We start from the raw sequence: 17093 nt of genomic DNA on the forward strand, positions 1-17093 counted from the left end.
GCAGTTCCCCGCGCCCCTGGGTAGGCATGCTGAACCTGGTTGAATCAGTGGATGGACTTGGAACTTTCCGAACTGCCCTTCGCCCTCCGTACCTATGGTCCCTCCGGCAACTGGTCCTATGAAGACGGCATTCTCACCGGGTGGGCCGGGCCGCGGCAGGATCGATTCGTGCCGCCTACCGATGAAGGACTGGATCCCGCTGCCGACGCGCCCCGGTTGCTCGGGGCGCCGGACGGGGACTTTCAGCTGATCGCCCGGGTCACCGTCGGGTTCGCCGGGGCCTTCGACGCCGGGGTGCTCTACGTCCATGTCGGTGACCGGGCCTGGGCGAAGCTCTGCCTGGAGTACTCCCCGGATGTGCCGACCGTCTGCACGGTGGTCACCCGGGGGCACTCCGATGACGCCAACTCCTTCAGCGTGGAGGGGAGTTCGGTGTGGCTGCGGGTCAGCCGGACCGGACGGGCCTTCGCCTTCCACGCCTCTCGTGACGGAGAGCGGTGGACCTTCGTCCGGCTCTTCACGCTGGGCGCCGAGAAGGAGACGGACGCGGCGCTCGTCGGGTTCATGACGCAGTCGCCGATGGGGGAGGGGTGTGTCGTGACGTACGACCACATCGAGTTCCGGGACAGCTGGCCTAGCGACCTGCGCGACGGAAGCTGAGCAGGAACGTCAGGAGAAGCAGGGCCGCGCCCATGGCCAGGCTCACCCGCAGGCCCGCGGTGAAACCGTCGGCCACCAGCGCTCCGAACACCGCGATGCCGAGGCCGCCCGCCACCTGACGGGCCGAGTTGAACACGCCCGCCGCGAGGCCGGCCCGCTCGGCCGGGACCGCGTCCATCATGGCCGCGGTCAGCGGCGGGATCATCAGCGCGCAGCCGACGGCCATCGGTACGAGGAGCACCGCCACCAGCACCGCGGACGTGCCCTCGTCGACGTACAGCAGAAGCAGGAGCCCGGCCGCCGCCAGGGACTGGCCCAGCAGCATCGGGAGGCGGGGGCCGTGGCGGCCCGCCAGTTTCCCGGCGATCACGTTGGTGACCGGCATCAGGCCGGCCATCGGCAGGAACATCAGTCCGGTGTAGAGCGCGGAGCGGCCCTGGACCTGCTGGAAGAAGAGGGAGAAGACGAAGACGATGCCGTAGAAGGCCACGTTGCAGGCCGCGCCGGCGGCGACGGTCGTCGAGACGGTCCGGTCGCGGAACAGGCCGAGCGGGACCACCGGGTGGGGATGGCGCGACTCGACGAGGAGGAAGGCCGCGCCCGCCACGACGGCCACCACCAGCGCCACGATGCCCGTCGTGCCGCCCTCGATCACCGCGAACGTGCCGGCGGTGAGGGCGACCACCGCGGTCAGCTGGCCCGGCAGGTCCAGCGGGGCCGGACGGCGCGGGGAGCGGGGCGCCCGGACCAGCAGGAGCAGGGCCAGGGCGCCGAGCGGCAGGTTGATGAAGAAGACGGCCCGCCAGTCCCAGGCCGTCGTCAGCGTGCCGCCCGCGACCGGGCCCAGGGCCAGCGCCACCGCGCCGCCCGCCGACCATGTCGCCACCGCCCGGGACCGGCGGGCCGGATCGGCGTACGCCTGCCGGACCAGGGCGAGCGAGGCCGGCAGCACCACGGCCGCCGCCGCCCCCTGCGCCACCCGCGCGCCGATCAGGGTCGGCAGGTTCGGCGCGAGACCGCAGGCCGCCGAGGCCAGCGTGAACACCGCGATGCCCAGGGCGTAGGCGCGGCTCGCCCCGGCCCGGTCCGCGAAGGCCCCGGTGGAGAGCATCAGGGCGGCGAACGCGAGCGTGTACGCGTCCACCACCCATTGCAGGCCCGACATCCCGCCGCCGAGCGCGGAGCCGATCGAGGGCAGGGCCACGTTCACCACGGACGAGTCGAGGGTGATCAGCGAGAAACCGAGGAGAGCGGCGGTGAGGGTGAGGCCGGGGGAGGGGCGCGACTCCTTCGACTCGCGCCGGGTGTCGACTGGTTGCTTGTGCAGGAAGGTCCGGTCGGTGGGCATGCCCTCATGCTGCTGATCTCGGCGTGGGTACGGTAGTGGCCTGAACGCCATGCATCCGGAGGTTCTGGCCATGCACCAGCTCAGGCGCCCCCGTCGGGTCGCCGTCGTCGCGGCGACCCCCGTCTCGATGTTCAACCTGGCCATCCCGGAGCTGCTGTTCGACCGGGTCGAGATCGACGGGGAGCCGGGCTACGAGACGGTCATCTGCGCCCCGGAACCGGGTCCCGTCCCCACCACCGGGGGCCTCGAACTGCACGTACGGCAAGGCCTCGACGTCGTACGGGACGCGGACATGGTCCTCGTCGTCGGTACGGGTCACCGGTACACACCCGACCCGCGCACGGTGGCCGCCCTGCGCGAGGCCGCCGCCGCGGGAAAGCGCATCGCCTCCATCTGCAGCGGCGCGTTCGCCCTGGCCGAGGCCGGCCTGCTGGACGGCCGCCGGGCCACGACCTACTGGAACCAGGCCGAGGAACTGCGCAGGCGCTATCCGGAGGTCGACCTCACCGGCGACGTCCTCTACGTCCAGGACGGCCAGTTCCTGACCGCCTCCGGCTACGCCGCCGGCATCGACCTGTGCCTGCACATGATCCGCACCGACTACGGCGCCGCCGTCGCCAACGAGGTCGCCCGCCTCGCCCTGGTCGCGCCCGTACGGCCCGGCGGTCAGACCCAGTTCACCCACACCCCGCTGCCGCCCGAGCGCGGCGAGGCCTGCGCCGACACCCGCGGCTGGGCCATGCGCCATCTCGACCGGCCGCTCACCCTCACCGACCTGGCCCGGCACGCGGGCGTCAGCGTGCGCACCCTCACCCGCCGCTTCCACGCCGAGAGCGGGGTCAGCCCGTTGCAGTGGCTGCTGCACCAACGCGTCGAGCGGGCGCGGGAGTTGCTGGAGACCACCGCCCTGCCCATGGACCAGGTGGCCCGCGCCTGCGGCCTCGGCACGGCCGACTCGCTGCGCGCCCATGTGGTGCGCAGGACCGGTCTGACGCCGAGCGCCTACCGGGCGCAGTTCAGCCGGCTCGGAACCGGAGCGGCCCTGGACTCGTCATCGGTTGCATGATCAGAGAGCAAGCCGCGGTCGGCCGGGTGATCCGTACGGTCCTGCCCGCCGAGGTCGCGACCGTCACCGCCCTGCACGCGCGCGCCCGGGCCACGTACTACCCCGAAGGGGTCCCGGACGACGGCACCGACTGGCTCGCCGCCTGGCAGGGCGCCATCGAGCGGCCCGAGGGGCATGTGCTGTGCCTCGTCGAGCGGGGCCGCATCGTCGGGCTCGCCTCCTTCCGCACCCCGCAGGGCGCCCCCGCCGACACGGTCAAGCTGTTCCAGTTCCATGTCGACCCCGACCACTGGCGCTCCGGCGTCGGTACGTCCCTGCACACGGCCTGCGTGGAGCAGTGGCGGGCCGACGGCCGACGGACGGCCGTCCTGGACGTGCACGTCGACAACCGGCGCGCCCAGGCCTTCTACGCCCGCCTGGGCTGGACGCCGGACCCGGAGAACCTGCCGGTCGACGGGGACCACCACCGCTACCTGCGCTTCACCGTGCCGGGAGCGGGCGGGCCCGGGGAATGAAATCGGCTGCCTGAACGTTCTTGCGGCCGGCGGAGGGACCCTCCGTATCCCTTCGAGCCGGAAAGAGCCGAGAGCATGCGCGTCGAGATCTGGTCGGACATCGCCTGTCCCTGGTGCTACGTGGGCAAGGCCCGCTTCGAGAAGGCGCTGGCCGCGTTCCCGCACCGCGAGCAGGTCGAGGTGGTGCACCGCTCCTTCGAGCTGGACCCCGGGCGGGCCAAGACCGACGTCCAGCCGGTGATCGGCATGCTCACGAAGAAGTACGGCATGAGCCAGGCGCAGGCCCAGGCCGGCGAGGAGAACCTGGGCGCGCAGGCCGCCGCCGAGGGCCTGGCGTACCGCACCGAGGACCGCGACCACGGCAACACCTTCGACATGCACCGCCTGCTGCACCTCGCCAAGGAGCAGGGCCGCCAGGACGAGCTGATCCAGGCCTTCTACCAGGCGAACTTCGCCGAGGAGCGCTCCGTCTTCGCCGAGGGCGACGAGCGGCTCGTCGAACTCGCCGTGGCCGCGGGACTCGAGGCCGAGGACGCCCGCAAGGTGCTCGCCGACCCGACCGCCTACGCCGACGACGTCCGCGCCGACGAGCGCGAGGCCGCCGAACTCGGCGCGAACGGCGTGCCGTTCTTCGTCCTCGACCGCAAGTACGGCGTCTCCGGCGCCCAGCCCGCCGAGGTCTTCGCACAGGCGCTGAGCCAGGCGTGGGGCGCGCGGTCGCCGCTGACGCTGATCGACCAGGGGGACGCGGGCGGCGACGCCGAGGCGTGCGGTCCGGACGGGTGCGCGGTGCCGCCTCGGCCGTAAAGGCACAGGTCAGGGCGGACGTATAAGCGTTCCTTAGCGGTACCCCGTAAGAATCGGCAATGGACTACGAGTTCCGGCGGGCCCACAGTGGATCCATGGAGACCACGGAGAGCACGGAGACCGCCGGGACCGACGCCGACTTCGCGCGCCTCGTCCGGGCCGAGTTCGCCCCGAGGAACACCTATCTCAACAGCGCGAGCAGCGGGCTGATACCGGCCCGCACGGTGACCGCCATGCGGATCGCCGTGGAGGCGGCGGCCGCCGGGGCGCCGACCGACATGTTCGGCGACGTCGAGGCGAGCCGGGCCTCCTTCGCGCGACTGGTCGGGGTGCCCGGACGCCGGGTGGCGGCCGGGGCCTCGGTCGCCGTCTACAGCGGACTGGTCGCCGCGTCGCTGCCCGCGGGTGCCGAAGTCCTCACCGCCGAGGGCGACTTCAGCTCCACCGTCAACCCCTTCCACGTCCGCTCCGAACTCAAGGTGCGCAGCGTGCCGTTGGAGCGGCTCGCCGAGTCGGTGCGGCCCGGCACCGCCCTCGTCGCGGTCAGCGCCGCGCAGTCCGCCGACGGCCGGGTCGCCGACCTGCCCGCGATCCGGGCGGCGGCCCGCGAGCACGGGGCGCGTACGTACATCGACGCGTCGCAGGCGGCCGGTTGGCTGGACTTCGACGCGGACGCCTACGACTACTCCGCCTGCGTCGCCTTCAAGTGGCTCGTCTGCCCGCGGGGCGTGACCTTCCTGGTCGTCCCGGAGGACCTCGGCGCACTGCCCCCGCTGTTCGCCGGCTGGGTGGCGGGGGAGCACCCCTGGGACTCCTGCTACGGCCCCGTCGAGGAACTCGCCCACTCCGCACGGCGGTTCGACGAGAGCCCCGCCCTCTTCTCCTACGCCGGCGCCCGCCACTCGCTCCAACTTCTGGAGGAACTGGGGGTGGACGCCGTACGCGCCCACGACCTCGCTCTCGCCGACCGCTTCCGCGCAGGCCTGGCCGCGATCGGCCACGAGCCCGTCCCGTCACCCGGCTCGCCGATCGTCTCCGTACCCGGACTAGGCGTCCGCCAGGGCGAGTTGAGCGCCGCCGGGGTCGAGGTCTCCAACCGCGCGGGCAACCTGCGTGCCGCCTTCCACATGTACAACACGTCCACCGACGTCGACCGGCTGCTGGACGTCCTGTCCTCCTGAACCACTGGCGCGGCGCGCGCACGGACGCTAGGAAGGGCACCAGGGGTGGTGGTGCCGGTGGAGATCACGGGCGATACGTCCATGCAACTCGCCGTCGACGCGGAGCTGCACAGGCGGCTGGTCTACGGGGACGAGTCCGCGCTGGCCGAGGCGTACACGGCGTACGGCTCGCTGGTGCGGCGCGTCGCGGTGCGGGTCACCCGCAGCCCGGGCGCCGCCGAGGACGTGGCGCAGGAGGTCTTCGCCCAGCTGTGGAGCAGGCCGTACGCCTTCGACGCGCGCCGCGGCAGCCTGCGCTCCTGGCTGTCCATGCTGGCCCACCGGCGGGCCGTGGACTGGGTGCGCAGCGAGGCACGGCACCGCAAGGACGTCCGCGCCGACGACTCGGCCCTGCACGCCATCCCGGACGCCGCACCCGGCCCCGACGAGGCGGTCGTCGACCGCGAGCGCTCCCTCCTGCTGCACTCCGCCCTCGCCGAACTCCCGCAGCCGCAACGGGAGGTGGTGCATCTGGCCTACTTCGCGGGCCGCACCTACCGGCAGGCGGCCGTCGAGCTAGGCATCCCCGAGGGCACCGCCAAGACCCGGCTGCGCACGGCTTTACGCACCTTGGCCGAGTCTTTGGCCGACCCACCGGACCCCGCGCTCGAAAGGGGCGCATGATGGCGACAGGGCGCAGGACGGAGCGTTCGACGGAGAAAGGCGGGGCACGGTGACCGACGACCACGACGGCGTGCGCGAGCTGCTGGCCGCCTGGGCCTTCGACGCCCTGTCACCGGCCGAGGAACGCCTGGTCGCGCCCCATCTCGCCGAGTGCCCGAGCTGCGCGGCCCAGGCACGCCGGCTGCGGGAGACGGTACGGCTGCTGGACGGGCAGGTGACGAACGGGCCGGTACCGGACGGACCGGCGGTGAATGGGCTGCCGAGCGCGCCCGCCGCGTCCGGGGCGGCCACCGGCGCCTCCGACATCCTCGCCTACGCCCGCCGCCTGCGCCCCGCCGCACCCCCGGTCGCCGCCCACGCGGCGCCCTACGCGGCCGCCGTCGCCGGGCTCAAGGCGCTGCTGGCCGAGGCGGACGGGCGGTGGGGGACGCCGGTCGTGCACGACTGGGACGTCCACGCGACCGTCGCGCATCTGCTGGCCGCCGACGAGCCCCTCGCCGGGCGGCTCGGCATCGCGGCCCGGGTGCCGTCGTCGCGGACCGAAGTGGAGGAAGAAGGCGCGACCTGGGAGGACGCCTGGAACCGGCGCAGCGCCGACGTCATCGTGCGCGAACACGGCCGTACGCCCCAGGAGACGGTCGCCGACTGGGCTGCCCAGGCCGCCGCGCTGCTCGCCGCGCCCGAGGCCCACGATCCCGAACCGGCGGGCCGGGCCACGGTGTTGATGGGGGTGCGGCTGCCCGTCGCCGACCACTTCGTGGTGCGCGCCTTCGAGACGTGGATCCACACCGACGACATCGGCCGCGCCCTCGGCCTGCCCGTTCCGCCGCCGCCCGCCGTCCACCTGGACCGGCTGGTCCGGCTGGCGGTCCGCGTCCTGGGCCTCGCGCTCGGCCCGACGGCACCCCCGGTGCTGTTCGCGATCGCCGGCGGCGAGCGGTGGGTGCTGGGCTCCGAGGACGAGCCGGTACGCGCCGAACTCACCCTGGACCCGGTCGACTTCTGTCTCCTGGTCGGCGGCCGGTACGCCCCCGACGAGGTGCCGCACACCACCTCGGGCGACCCGCGCGCGGTCGGCGACGTACTGGAGCGGGCGGCGGCACTGGCCTGGCTGTGACGCCTGGCCGTGACACCGCCCGCTGCTCTCCTGCCGACTGCATCACCGGTCGGCTACTTCACCGGTCGACTACTTCACCGGGGTGAAGTCCCGTGCCCCGATGAACTCCGGGCGCCGTACCGGCGCGGCGAACGGCTCCACGGCCTCGTTCTCCACGCTGTTGAACACGATGAACACGTTGCTGCGCGGGAACGGCGTGATGTTGTCGCCGGAGCCGTGCATGCAGTTGCAGTCGAACCAGGTCGCCGAACCCGCCTTGCCCGTGAACAACTTGATGCCGTACTCGCCGGCCAGCTCGGTCAGCGCCTCGTCGGACGGTGTGCCCGCGTCCTGCATCTGGAGCGACTTCTTGTAGTTGTCCGAGGGCGTGGCGCCCGCGCACCCGAGGTACGTGCGGTGCGAGCCCGGCATGATCATGAGCCCGCCGTTGGTGTCGTGGTTCTCGGTCAGCGCGATCGAGACGGACACCGTCCGCATGTTCGGCAGCCCGTCCTCGGCGTGCCAGGTCTCGAAGTCCGAGTGCCAGTAGAAGCCGCCGGCCCCGAAGCCCGGCTTGACGTTGATCCGCGACTGGTGGACGTACACGTCCGAGCCGAGGATCTGCCGGGCCCGGCCGACGACCCGCTCGTCGCGCACCAGGTTCGCGAAGACCTCGCTGATCCGGTGCACCTCGAAGACGGAGCGGATCTCCTTGGACTTCGGCTCGATGATGGAGCGTTCGTCGGCCCGGATCGCCGGATCGGCCAGCAGCCGCTCCAACTCCTTGTGGTAGACGGCCACTTCGTCCGCGCCGATGAGCTGGTCGACGGCGAGGAAGCCGTCGTTCTCGAACGAGCGCAGGCCGTCGGCCGAGATCGGTCCCGGGGTGTCGAGGGGGCCCCACACGACGGGGTCCTTGCGCGGGATCGACACCTCGGTGGTGCCGCGGCTGGGGTAGAGATCGGTGACGGTGGTCATGGTGATGTCACACCTCCTCGTGTGCGGACTCCGGCCCGGGTTCGGTGAGCAGCGGGTAGACGCCGTTCTCGTCGTGGTCCTCCCGGCCGGTCACCGGCGGGTTGAACACGCAGATGCAGCGGAAGTCCTCCTTGACCCGCAGCGTGTGCCGCTCGTGCCCGTTCAGGAGATAGGTCGTGCCGGGCGTGATGTGGTACGTCGTCCCGGTCTCGCGGTCGGTCAGTTCGGCGTCGCCCTCGACGCAGACGACGGCCTCGATGTGGTTCGCGTACCACATGTCCGTCTGCGTACCCGCGTACAGGATCGTCTCGTGCACGGAGAAGCCGACCCGCTCCTTGGCGAGGACGACGCGTTTGCTCTCCCAGGTGCCGGACGCGGCCCGTACGTGGCGGTCGGTGCCTTCGATGTCCTTGAACGAACGGACGATCACGGTGGTGCGATCCCTCCTAGGTGGTACGGAAAGGTGTGCTGTGCGGTGTGCTGTGCGGTGTGCTGTCAGGCGGTCTCGCGGACGGCCCGGGCGAGGACGGTCAGGCCCTCGTCGAGTTCCTCGGGGGTGATGGTCAGCGCCGGGAGCAGTTTCACGACCTCGCTCTGCGGGCCCGACGTCTCGATGAGCAGCCCGAGTTCGAAGGCGCGCCGCGCGATCCGCTCGGCCCGCGCCGGCTCCTGGAACTCCATGCCCCACACGAGCCCGCGACCGCGGTACTCCTTGATGTCGGCGCGGTTCTCCTCGGTGATGGCGGCGAAGGCCTGCTCGATCTGCTCGCCGCGCGCCCGGGTCTGCTTCTCCATCGCGGACCCGTCCGCCCAGTACGCCTCGAGCGTGGCGGTGGCCGTGACGAACGCGGGGTTGTTGCCGCGGAAGGTGCCGTTGTGCTCGCCCGGCTCCCAGATGTCCAGCTCGGGCTTGAACAGGCACAGCGACATGGGCAGTCCGTAGCCGCTGATCGACTTGGACACCGTGACGATGTCGGGCGTGATGCCGGCCTCCTCGAACGAGAAGAACGCGCCGGTGCGTCCGCAGCCCATCTGGATGTCGTCGACGATGAGCAGCATGTCCTGCCGCTCGCACAACTCGGCGAGCGCGCGCAGCCATTCGGGCCGCGCCACATTGATGCCGCCCTCGCCCTGCACGGTCTCGACGATCACGGCCGCGGGCTTGTTGAGCCCTGAGCCCTGGTCCTCCAGGAGCCGCTCGAACCACAGGAAGTCCGGGACCGTGCCCTCGAAGTAGTTGTCGAAGGGCATCGGCGTGCCGTGCACCAGCGGTATCCCGGCACCGGCCCGCTTGAAGGCGTTGCCGGTCACGGCGAGCGAGCCCAGCGACATCCCGTGGAAGGCGTTGGTGAACGACACGATCGCCTCGCGGCCCTTGACCTTCCGCGCCAGCTTCAGCGCGGACTCGACGGCGTTGGTGCCGGTGGGGCCCGGGAACATGACCTTGTACGGCAGATCACGCGGCCGCAGCACCAGGTCCTGGAAGGTCTGGAGGAAGGCGCGTTTGGCGGTGGTCGACATGTCGAGCCCGTGCGTGACGCCGTCCCGCTCCAGGTAGTCGATCAACGCCCGTTTCAGGACAGGGTTGTTGTGCCCGTAGTTCAGCGAGCCGGCGCCGGCGAAGAAGTCCAGGTACTCGTGGCCGTCCTCGTCGTACATACGGCTGCCCTGCGCGCGGTCGAAGACGGTGGGCCAGCCGCGGCAGTAGCTGCGTACCTCGGACTCGACGGTCTCGAAGACGCTGAGGTCGGGCTGGGTGATGGTCACGACGAATCGCTCCTCGGTGCGTGGGGGTCAGGCGGAGGGGTCGGACGGAGAGGGTCAGGCAGCAGGGGTCGGGGAGAGGGGACCGATGCGGTGGAGAACCTCGGGGTCGTGCGGCCCGTCGGGGAACAGGCCGGTGTCGAACAGCACCTCGCGCTCCAGACGGGCGCCGTGCCGCTCGGCGAACGCGGTGAACAACCGCTCGGAGGCGGTGTTGCCCGGCGTGATGGTGGTCTCGACGGTACGGAGGTCCTGGTCGGCGGCGATCCGCGCGACCAGGCCGTCCAGCAGGGAGGCGGCGAGCCCGCGTCCGCGGTAGGCCTCGTCCACCGCCACCTGCCAGACCAGCAGGGTGCCGGGCCGGTCGGGCCGGACGTACCCGGTGACGAACCCGACCGGGTCCCCGCTCTCGTCGCGCGCCACCGCGGAGGTCGCGGCGAAGTCCCGGCACCACAGCAGATAGCTGTACGACGAGTTCAGGTCGAGCGCCTTCGACTCCTTCGCGATCCGCCACAGCGCGGCGCCGTCCGTCACCGACGGACGGTCGATTCGCAGTTCGGCTTGCAGTTCCGCTTGTCCCGCAGTCATGGGAATTGAATTTACCGAGGGAAATTCGAAATTGCATCGCCGCAAGGGGTTACGGGCAGAGAGCTCCTGTGTTATCGCGCGGGCGTGGGCGGCCACACGGAAACTGGTCGGAAGATGACGATTTGCCCAGCACAAAAACCACAAAACGACCACGATGTGTAACGCGTCACAACCGTACAACCCCCGCGTAACTCCCGCGAAATCTTTGCGTTTGGCCCGAAAAAAAGCGGGCAGGAGAAAGTGGGAAGCTGCACTCGGGAATTCGGGAAGTGAATTCTGGAATTCCCCTGGAATTAGGGTCCGGTAACCCCGTCGAGGTTCACGTCGAGTCCCCGTTCCCGCATCGCCGCCCCGAGCGCCGTCAGGCTCGCCCGCACCACCTCCGGCGTCGCGTCCGCCCCGTAGTGGTTGACCCGGATCATCTCCTTGGCCAGCGCTCCGCCGCCCGCGGCCAGCGGCACCGAGGGGTCGACGGCCAGCGCCCGCGCGACCAGCTCCGAGGCGTCGACGCCGGCCGGCGTCCGCAGGGTCGTGGCGACCGGTGCCGCGTCCCGGGCCTCGTGGACGTACGGCTCAAGGCCCCCGCCCAGCGCGAGCGCCCCCGCCCGCGTCGCCGCCGCGGCGGACGCGTGACGGGCCATGACCGTCGGGAGCCCCGCCGCCTCGATCCGCTCGACGCACGCCTCCAGGGCCAGCATCTCCAGCTGTGCCGGAGCGTGCGGCAGCGCCTTGCGGCCGGCGTCGGTCCAGCGCTCCTTCCAGTCCAGGAGCGAGAGGTAGGAGCGGCGCGGCGCCCGCGGGTTGGCCGCCATCCGTGCCCACGCCCGCGCGCTCACCGACACCGCCGACACGCCCGCCGGGCCGCCCATCGCCTTCTGCGCCCCGATCACGCACAGGTCCACGCCCCACGCGTCCGGCAGCACCGGCTCGGCGCCGACGGAGGCGACCGCGTCCAGGTAGAACAGCGCGCCCCGCTCCCGTACGACCTCGCCGATCTCCGCGACCGGGTTGGTGTTGCCGGTCGCCGCCTCCGCGTGGACCAGGGAGACGAAGTCGATCGAGGGGTGCGCGGCGAAGGCCTCGCGGATCTGCTCGGCCGTGACGGCCGTGTGGAAGGGCACCGCCAGATCGATCACCGTCGCCCCGCAGTCCCGCAGCCAGTCCCCGAAGGTCTGCCCGTAGGGGCCGGTGATGACGTTGAGCGCGGTCGTCCCGGGGCCGGCGGTGGAGCGGATCGCGCCCTCCAGGGGCAGCAGAGCCTCGCCCTGGGTGATCACGACGTCCTGCCGGGTGTCGAGCAGCCGGGCCACCCGGTCCTCGATCGAGGCGAAGCGCGCGGCGGTCAGCGGAGGGAGGTCGAGGAAGGGGTGGGTCACGGCGGTGCTCTCTTCACTCACGGGCGGTACGCGCAGGCGGTACTCACGGGTCGGCGGCTCGATCGAGGGTAGCTTCCTCCCGTGTCACTCCCGTCACTTGAGAGTTCCTAGGCCAGACGGCTCTCAAGCCATGGGAATGGTTTGAGAGACCCAAGCATCTCCTTATAATCAGAACCCCCACTTCCCCCACTGGAGGTCTCCGTGAACACCGTCCTCGGTCGCCGGGCCCGCGTCCTGGCCGCCACCACCGCGACGGCCGGGCTGGTCCTCGTGGCCGGCTGTACCTCGACCGACAGCGGCAGCAGTTCGAAGACGTCCGGTGGGGTCGCGCTCGTCAAGTCCGGGCAGCTCACCACCTGCACCCATCTGCCCTACCCGCCCTTCCAGTCGGAGATCGACGGCAAGGTGCAGGGCTTCGACGTCTCGCTGATCGATCTGGTGGCGAAGGACCTCGGGGTGAAGCAGGAGATCCTCGACACGCCCTTCGAGAACTTCAAGACCGGCGCGTTTCTCAACTCTGGCGAGTGCGACCTGGCCGCGGCCGGCATGACCATCACGGCCGAGCGCAAGAAGAACGTGGACTTCTCGGACCCGTATTTTGACGCAACGCAGGCCGTCCTCGTCGACAAGAACAGCGGCATCGAGTCCTTCGCCGACCTCAAGGGCCAGAAGGTCGGCGCCCAGGCGCAGACCACCGGCGAGGACTACGTCAAGGGCAAGGGCCTGGACCCGGTCTCCTTCGAGTCCTCCGACGCCGTCCTCAACGGCCTGCGCACCGGCCAGGTCAAGGCCGTCGTCATCGACTACCCGGTCGTCCAGGGCTGGTTGAAGGACAAGGCCAACGCGGCCGCCTTCAAGGTCGCCGACAACATCAACACCGGTGAGGAGTACGGCTTCACGGTGAAGAAGGGCAACACCAAGCTGCTCGCCGCGGTCAACAAGGCGCTCAGCGAAGCGAAGTCGGACGGCACGTACAAGAAGCTGTACGAGCAGTGGATCGGCCCCTACGACGCCTCGGCCGCCTCGCCCGCCGCGTCCGCCTCCGCTTCATGACCGGCATCGACGCTCAACTCCAGCCCCGCAAAAAGGGACTGACACGGAGTCAGAAGCGCAGCCTGTCGCGCGGTGCGCAGTACGTCCTCTTCGTCGCCGCCGTGATCGCCTTCGCGGTCTCGGCGGACTGGGGGCGGCTGAAGAACCAGTTCGCGCAGTGGGACATCGCCCAGCAGATGTTCCCGGACGTCATCACGCTGGCGCTGAAGAACACCGTCCTGTACACGCTGTCCGGCTTCGTCGTCGGACTGGCGCTGGGCATGGTGATCGCGCTGATGCGGCTGTCGTCCGTGGGCCCCTACCGCTGGGTCGCCGGCATCTACATCGAGATCTTCCGCGGCCTGCCCGCCCTGCTGATCTTCATCTTCATCGGGGTCGCCGTCCCGCTGGCCTTCCCCGGCACGGAGATCGTCGGCGGCACCTACGGCAAGGTGGCCCTCGCGCTCGGTCTGGTCGCCGCGGCCTACATGGCGGAGACCATCAGGGCGGGCATCCAGGCGGTGCCCAAGGGGCAGCTGGAGGCGGCCCGTTCGCTCGGTTTCTCACCGGCGCGCGCGATGATCTCGATCGTCATCCCGCAGGCCTTCCGCATCATCCTGCCGCCGCTGACCAACGAGTTGGTGCTCCTGTTCAAGGACTCCTCCCTCGTCCTGTTCCTCGGCGTCACCCTGGAGGAGCGCGAACTGTCCAAGTACGGCCGGGACCTGGCCAGCCAGACCGCCAACTCCACGCCGATCCTGGTCGCCGGCCTGTGCTACCTGCTGGTCACCATCCCGCTCGGCTTCGTCGTGCGCCGCATGGAGGCGAAGGCCCAGGAGGCCGTGAAATGACCGAGACCACCGCTCATGGGACCGGTCCGCGGACGTCGGGCCCGGAGATCGAAGTACGCGGCCTGTACAAGTCGTTCGGCGACAACGAGGTCCTCAAGGGCATCGACCTGGAGATCCGGCGCGGCGAGGTCGTCTGTGTCATCGGCCCGTCCGGCTCCGGCAAGTCCACGCTCCTGCGCTGCGTGAACCTGCTCGAAGAGCCCACCAAGGGGCAGGTGTTCGTCGGCGGCACCGAACTCACCGACCCGGACGTGGACATCGACGCCGTACGTCGTCGTATCGGCATGGTCTTCCAGCAGTTCAACCTCTTCCCGCACCTCACCGTGACCGAGAACCTCACGCTGCCGCAGCGGCGGGTGCTGCGGCGGAGCAAGGCCGAGGCGGCGAAGGTGGCCGCCGAGAACCTGGAGCGGGTGGGCCTCACGGAGAAGGCGGACGCCTACCCCGCCTCTCTCTCCGGCGGCCAGCAGCAGCGCGTCGCGATCGCCCGCGCGCTGTCGATGGGCCCCGAGGTGATGCTCTTCGACGAGCCGACGTCCGCGCTCGACCCGGAACTCGTCGGAGACGTCCTCGCCGTCATGCGCATGCTCGCGCGCGAGGGCATGACCATGATGGTCGTCACCCACGAGATGACCTTCGCGCAGGAGGTCGCCGACCGGGCGGTCTTCATGGACGGCGGCGTCATCGTCGAGGACGGGGCACCCGCCCAGGTGATCGGCGACCCGAGCCACGAGCGGACCCGACACTTCCTGTCCCGGCTCCTGAACCCCGCGATGGCGGAGGTCGAGGAGGACATCGACTAGCGCGGACCGGCGCGTGTCTCGAAAGGGGCGTCGTCCTATCGTGCAGTCATGAGCGAACGCGCGATGCTGCACGTGAAGGGCCGGATCCTCGTCGGACCGGACGAGGTCCGGGACGAACTGTGGGTCGTCGACGGGCGGATCTCCTACGACCGTCCCGTCGGCGCCGGCTCCGACGACGTCCGTACGGTCGAGGGCTGGACCCTGCCCGGCCTGGTCGACGCCCACTGCCATGTCGGCCTCGGCGCGCACGGGCCCGTCCCGGAGGACGTCGCCGAGAAGCAGGCGCTGACCGACCGCGAGGCGGGCACGCTGCTGCTCCGGGACGCGGGCTCGCCCTCCGACACCCGGTGGGTCGACGACCGCGAGGACCTCCCGAAGATCATCCGGGCCGGCCGGCACATCGCCCGCACCCGCCGCTACATCCGCGGCTACGCGCACGAGATCGAGCCGGCGGACCTGGTCGAGTACGTCGGCCGGGAAGCCGTCCGGGGCGACGGCTGGGTGAAGCTGGTCGGCGACTGGATCGACCGTGATCTCGGTGATCTGGCGCCCAGTTGGCCCCGGGACGCCGTCGAGGCGGCCATCGCCGAGGCCCATCGGCTCGGCGCCCGCGTCACCGCGCACTGCTTCGCCGAGAGCTCGCTGCGGGACCTGGTCGAGGCCGGTATCGATTGCATCGAGCACGCGACCGGCCTCACCGACGACCTGATCCCGCTCTTCGCCGAGCGGGGCGTCGCGATCGTCCCGACCCTGGTCAACATCGCCACGTTCCCGCGGCTCGCGGACGGCGGCGAGGACAAGTTCCCCCGCTGGTCCGCCCATATGCGCCGGCTCCACGAACGCCGCTACGACACCGTCCGCAACGCCTACGACGCCGGCATCCCCGTGTACGTCGGCACGGACGCGGGCGGCACGCTCCCGCACGGCCTCGCGGCGGCGGAGGTGGCCGAACTGGTCACCGCCGGGATCCCGCCCCTTGAGGCCCTGTCGGCGACGGCCTGGGCGGCCCGGTCGTGGCTCGGGCGACCCGGCCTCGACGAGGGTGCGCCGGCCGACCTCGTGGTGTACGAGGCCGATCCGCGGGCCGACGTACGGGTGTTGGCGGCGCCGCGCCGGGTGGTGGTGAACGGGCGGGTCGTCGGCTGACGTCGGCAGTGGGTTGACGAGATGCGCGCCCTCTCGCGCGCCGGTACGTCAACCCCGTATTCGGACAGAAGGCGGTACGGCGGGGGAGGAGTGGAACGCCTGTGCCGTGGGATTCGAAAACCTTCACGGGGAACCCACGTTGGGGTGAACTGGCGCCGGATTGACCCAAGTTCACTCGTCGTGCGTAATTCTTTCCGGGTCCCAAGCAAGTCTCCTCTGGGGGTCCCCACCTTGAACGGCAACAGCTTCCGCCTGCCCGCACGCCGCCTCGCCACCGTCGCGACGGTCACGGCCCTGGCCGCGGGTCCAGCGGTCCTGGGCGCGGCGGGCTCCGCACACGCGACCTCCGACCAGGGTCGCGCGAGCGCCGTCGTCCTGCGCACCGGGCTCGACGTGGCCCTGCTCAACAAGACCGTGAACGTCCCGCTCGCGGTCTCCCTGAACCAGGTCGAGGCGCCCGCGAGCGCCGAAAAGACCGCCCTGAGCGCCAAGTTGGACGGCGTCGACGGCGGAAAGCCCTTCAGCGTCCTGGCCGCGGACGTGGCGTCGGCGAAGTCCACCGTCACCGCCACGAAGGCCGAGGGCCGCGCCGAACTCGTCCACGCCAGACTGCACGTCCCCGGTCTGCCCCTGCTGTCCCTGATCGAGATCGGACAGGTCAGCTCCAGGGCGACCTGCGAGGCCGGCAAGACCCCGACCGCCGAGGCGAACCTGCTCGGCTCGGTCACGGTCCTGGGCAAGAAGATCACGGTGACCGCCGGCGGCCCGACCGACGTCAAGGTCCCCGGCATCGGCGAGGTCCGCCTGGACCTGTCCAAGACGGAGACGACCTCGCGCACGGCAGCGGCCACCGCGCTCCAACTCAAGGTCTCCATCAACCCGTTGAAGCTCAACGTCGCCGAGGTCGAGGGCACCCTGACCCTCGCCGAGTCCACCTGCGAGGCCCCACCCGCCGCCACGAAACCGACCCCGACGCCGGCCGACGTCGAGCCGCAGAGCGGACCCGTCGAGGAGGCCGGCCTCGCCGAGACCGGCGGCAGCTCGATGACGCCGTACATCGCGGGCGGCGCGCTCGTGCTGCTCGTGGCGGGCGGCGGAGCGGTGGTGCTGGCGCGACGCCGGGGCTGACCGGCTCAGCTCTCCGGGGCGCCGAACACGTACGCCATGTAGGTGTTCGCGGCCTTGGAGAGAGCGGACGCCGTTATCCATGGGTGGCCTG

Annotated in this window: 18 protein-coding genes; 12 read left to right on the top strand and 6 right to left on the bottom strand. The window is 71.1% G+C overall.

Going from position 1 to position 17093, the window contains the following annotated elements:
* Nucleotides 1-51: 51 nt before the first annotated feature.
* Nucleotides 52-660 carry a DUF1349 domain-containing protein gene (locus ACWD5F_RS27125; protein WP_401727954.1) on the top strand — a complete coding sequence of 203 codons (609 nt, stop codon included), beginning with the start codon at nt 52-54 and terminating at the stop codon, nt 658-660.
* Here the strand turns inward: ACWD5F_RS27125 and ACWD5F_RS27130 are convergent.
* Nucleotides 635-2008, bottom strand: coding sequence for an MFS transporter (locus ACWD5F_RS27130; RefSeq protein ID WP_451258129.1), 1374 nt, complete (start codon nt 2006-2008; stop codon nt 635-637). The two genes, ACWD5F_RS27125 and ACWD5F_RS27130, sit on opposite strands and share 26 nt — an antisense overlap.
* Before the next feature lie 70 nt (nt 2009-2078).
* On the opposite strand from ACWD5F_RS27130, the gene ACWD5F_RS27135 reads away from it, so the two are divergent.
* From ACWD5F_RS27135 to ACWD5F_RS27160, 6 genes are all read left to right on the top strand, one after another.
* Nucleotides 2079-3074: a GlxA family transcriptional regulator gene (locus ACWD5F_RS27135; protein ID WP_451258131.1), complete on the top strand. Its 996-nt coding sequence runs from the start codon at nt 2079-2081 to the stop codon at nt 3072-3074.
* Nucleotides 3071-3589 carry an N-acetyltransferase family protein gene (locus tag ACWD5F_RS27140; RefSeq protein ID WP_451258133.1) on the top strand — a complete coding sequence of 173 codons (519 nt, stop codon included), beginning with the start codon at nt 3071-3073 and terminating at the stop codon, nt 3587-3589. The genes ACWD5F_RS27135 and ACWD5F_RS27140 overlap by 4 nt, the downstream gene beginning before the upstream one ends.
* Nucleotides 3590-3664: 75 nt before the next feature.
* Nucleotides 3665-4396: a DsbA family oxidoreductase gene (locus tag ACWD5F_RS27145; protein ID WP_451258135.1), complete on the top strand. Its 732-nt coding sequence runs from the start codon at nt 3665-3667 to the stop codon at nt 4394-4396.
* A gap of 59 nt (nt 4397-4455) precedes the next feature.
* Nucleotides 4456-5577 (top strand): aminotransferase class V-fold PLP-dependent enzyme, encoded by a 1122-nt coding sequence (locus ACWD5F_RS27150; protein ID WP_451258137.1) that lies wholly within the window; start codon nt 4456-4458, stop codon nt 5575-5577.
* A gap of 45 nt (nt 5578-5622) precedes the next feature.
* Nucleotides 5623-6240 carry an RNA polymerase sigma factor gene (locus ACWD5F_RS27155; protein WP_451258139.1) on the top strand — a complete coding sequence of 206 codons (618 nt, stop codon included), beginning with the start codon at nt 5623-5625 and terminating at the stop codon, nt 6238-6240.
* A 49-nt stretch (nt 6241-6289) separates the two neighbouring features.
* Nucleotides 6290-7357, top strand: a complete 1068-nt coding sequence (locus ACWD5F_RS27160; protein WP_451258141.1) for a maleylpyruvate isomerase family mycothiol-dependent enzyme — start codon at nt 6290-6292, stop codon at nt 7355-7357.
* Between the two features lie 69 nt (nt 7358-7426).
* On the opposite strand, the gene thpD is transcribed toward ACWD5F_RS27160, so the two are convergent.
* The 5 genes from thpD to ACWD5F_RS27185 all read right to left on the bottom strand — a co-directional run bounded on the left by thpD (nt 7427) and on the right by ACWD5F_RS27185 (nt 12063).
* Entirely contained in the window at nt 7427-8314 is an 888-nt protein-coding gene (gene thpD / locus ACWD5F_RS27165) for an ectoine hydroxylase (RefSeq protein ID WP_451258143.1), read from the bottom strand.
* A 7-nt stretch (nt 8315-8321) separates the two neighbouring features.
* On the bottom strand, nt 8322-8744 hold the full coding sequence (locus ACWD5F_RS27170; RefSeq protein WP_401727942.1) for an ectoine synthase: 423 nt from the start codon (nt 8742-8744) through the stop codon (nt 8322-8324).
* Nucleotides 8745-8809: 65 nt separating this feature from the next.
* Nucleotides 8810-10081 (bottom strand): diaminobutyrate--2-oxoglutarate transaminase, encoded by a 1272-nt coding sequence (gene ectB, locus ACWD5F_RS27175; protein WP_451258145.1) that lies wholly within the window; start codon nt 10079-10081, stop codon nt 8810-8812.
* Between the two features lie 54 nt (nt 10082-10135).
* Nucleotides 10136-10666 carry a diaminobutyrate acetyltransferase gene (gene ectA / locus ACWD5F_RS27180; protein ID WP_451258147.1) on the bottom strand — a complete coding sequence of 177 codons (531 nt, stop codon included), beginning with the start codon at nt 10664-10666 and terminating at the stop codon, nt 10136-10138.
* A 293-nt stretch (nt 10667-10959) separates the two neighbouring features.
* Nucleotides 10960-12063, bottom strand: a complete 1104-nt coding sequence (locus tag ACWD5F_RS27185; protein WP_451258149.1) for a pyridoxal-phosphate-dependent aminotransferase family protein — start codon at nt 12061-12063, stop codon at nt 10960-10962.
* 180 nt (nt 12064-12243) lie between these two features.
* On the opposite strand from ACWD5F_RS27185, the gene ACWD5F_RS27190 reads away from it, so the two are divergent.
* From ACWD5F_RS27190 to ACWD5F_RS27210, 5 genes are all read left to right on the top strand, one after another.
* A complete protein-coding gene (locus ACWD5F_RS27190) occupies nt 12244-13095 on the top strand; it encodes a transporter substrate-binding domain-containing protein (protein ID WP_401727937.1) in 852 nt (283 codons plus the stop codon).
* Nucleotides 13092-13925, top strand: a complete 834-nt coding sequence (locus ACWD5F_RS27195; protein WP_451258151.1) for an amino acid ABC transporter permease — start codon at nt 13092-13094, stop codon at nt 13923-13925. Before ACWD5F_RS27190 ends, ACWD5F_RS27195 begins: the two co-directional genes overlap by 4 nt.
* Nucleotides 13922-14728: an amino acid ABC transporter ATP-binding protein gene (locus tag ACWD5F_RS27200; protein ID WP_451258153.1), complete on the top strand. Its 807-nt coding sequence runs from the start codon at nt 13922-13924 to the stop codon at nt 14726-14728. The genes ACWD5F_RS27195 and ACWD5F_RS27200 overlap by 4 nt, the downstream gene beginning before the upstream one ends.
* 48 nt (nt 14729-14776) lie before the next feature.
* Nucleotides 14777-15874 carry an amidohydrolase family protein gene (locus tag ACWD5F_RS27205; RefSeq protein ID WP_451258155.1) on the top strand — a complete coding sequence of 366 codons (1098 nt, stop codon included), beginning with the start codon at nt 14777-14779 and terminating at the stop codon, nt 15872-15874.
* 231 nt (nt 15875-16105) lie between these two features.
* On the top strand, nt 16106-17002 hold the full coding sequence (locus tag ACWD5F_RS27210) for an SCO1860 family LAETG-anchored protein (protein WP_451258157.1): 897 nt from the start codon (nt 16106-16108) through the stop codon (nt 17000-17002).
* Nucleotides 17003-17093 lie beyond the last annotated feature (91 nt).

The sequence above is a fragment of the Streptomyces sp. NPDC002499 genome (assembly GCF_053595415.1).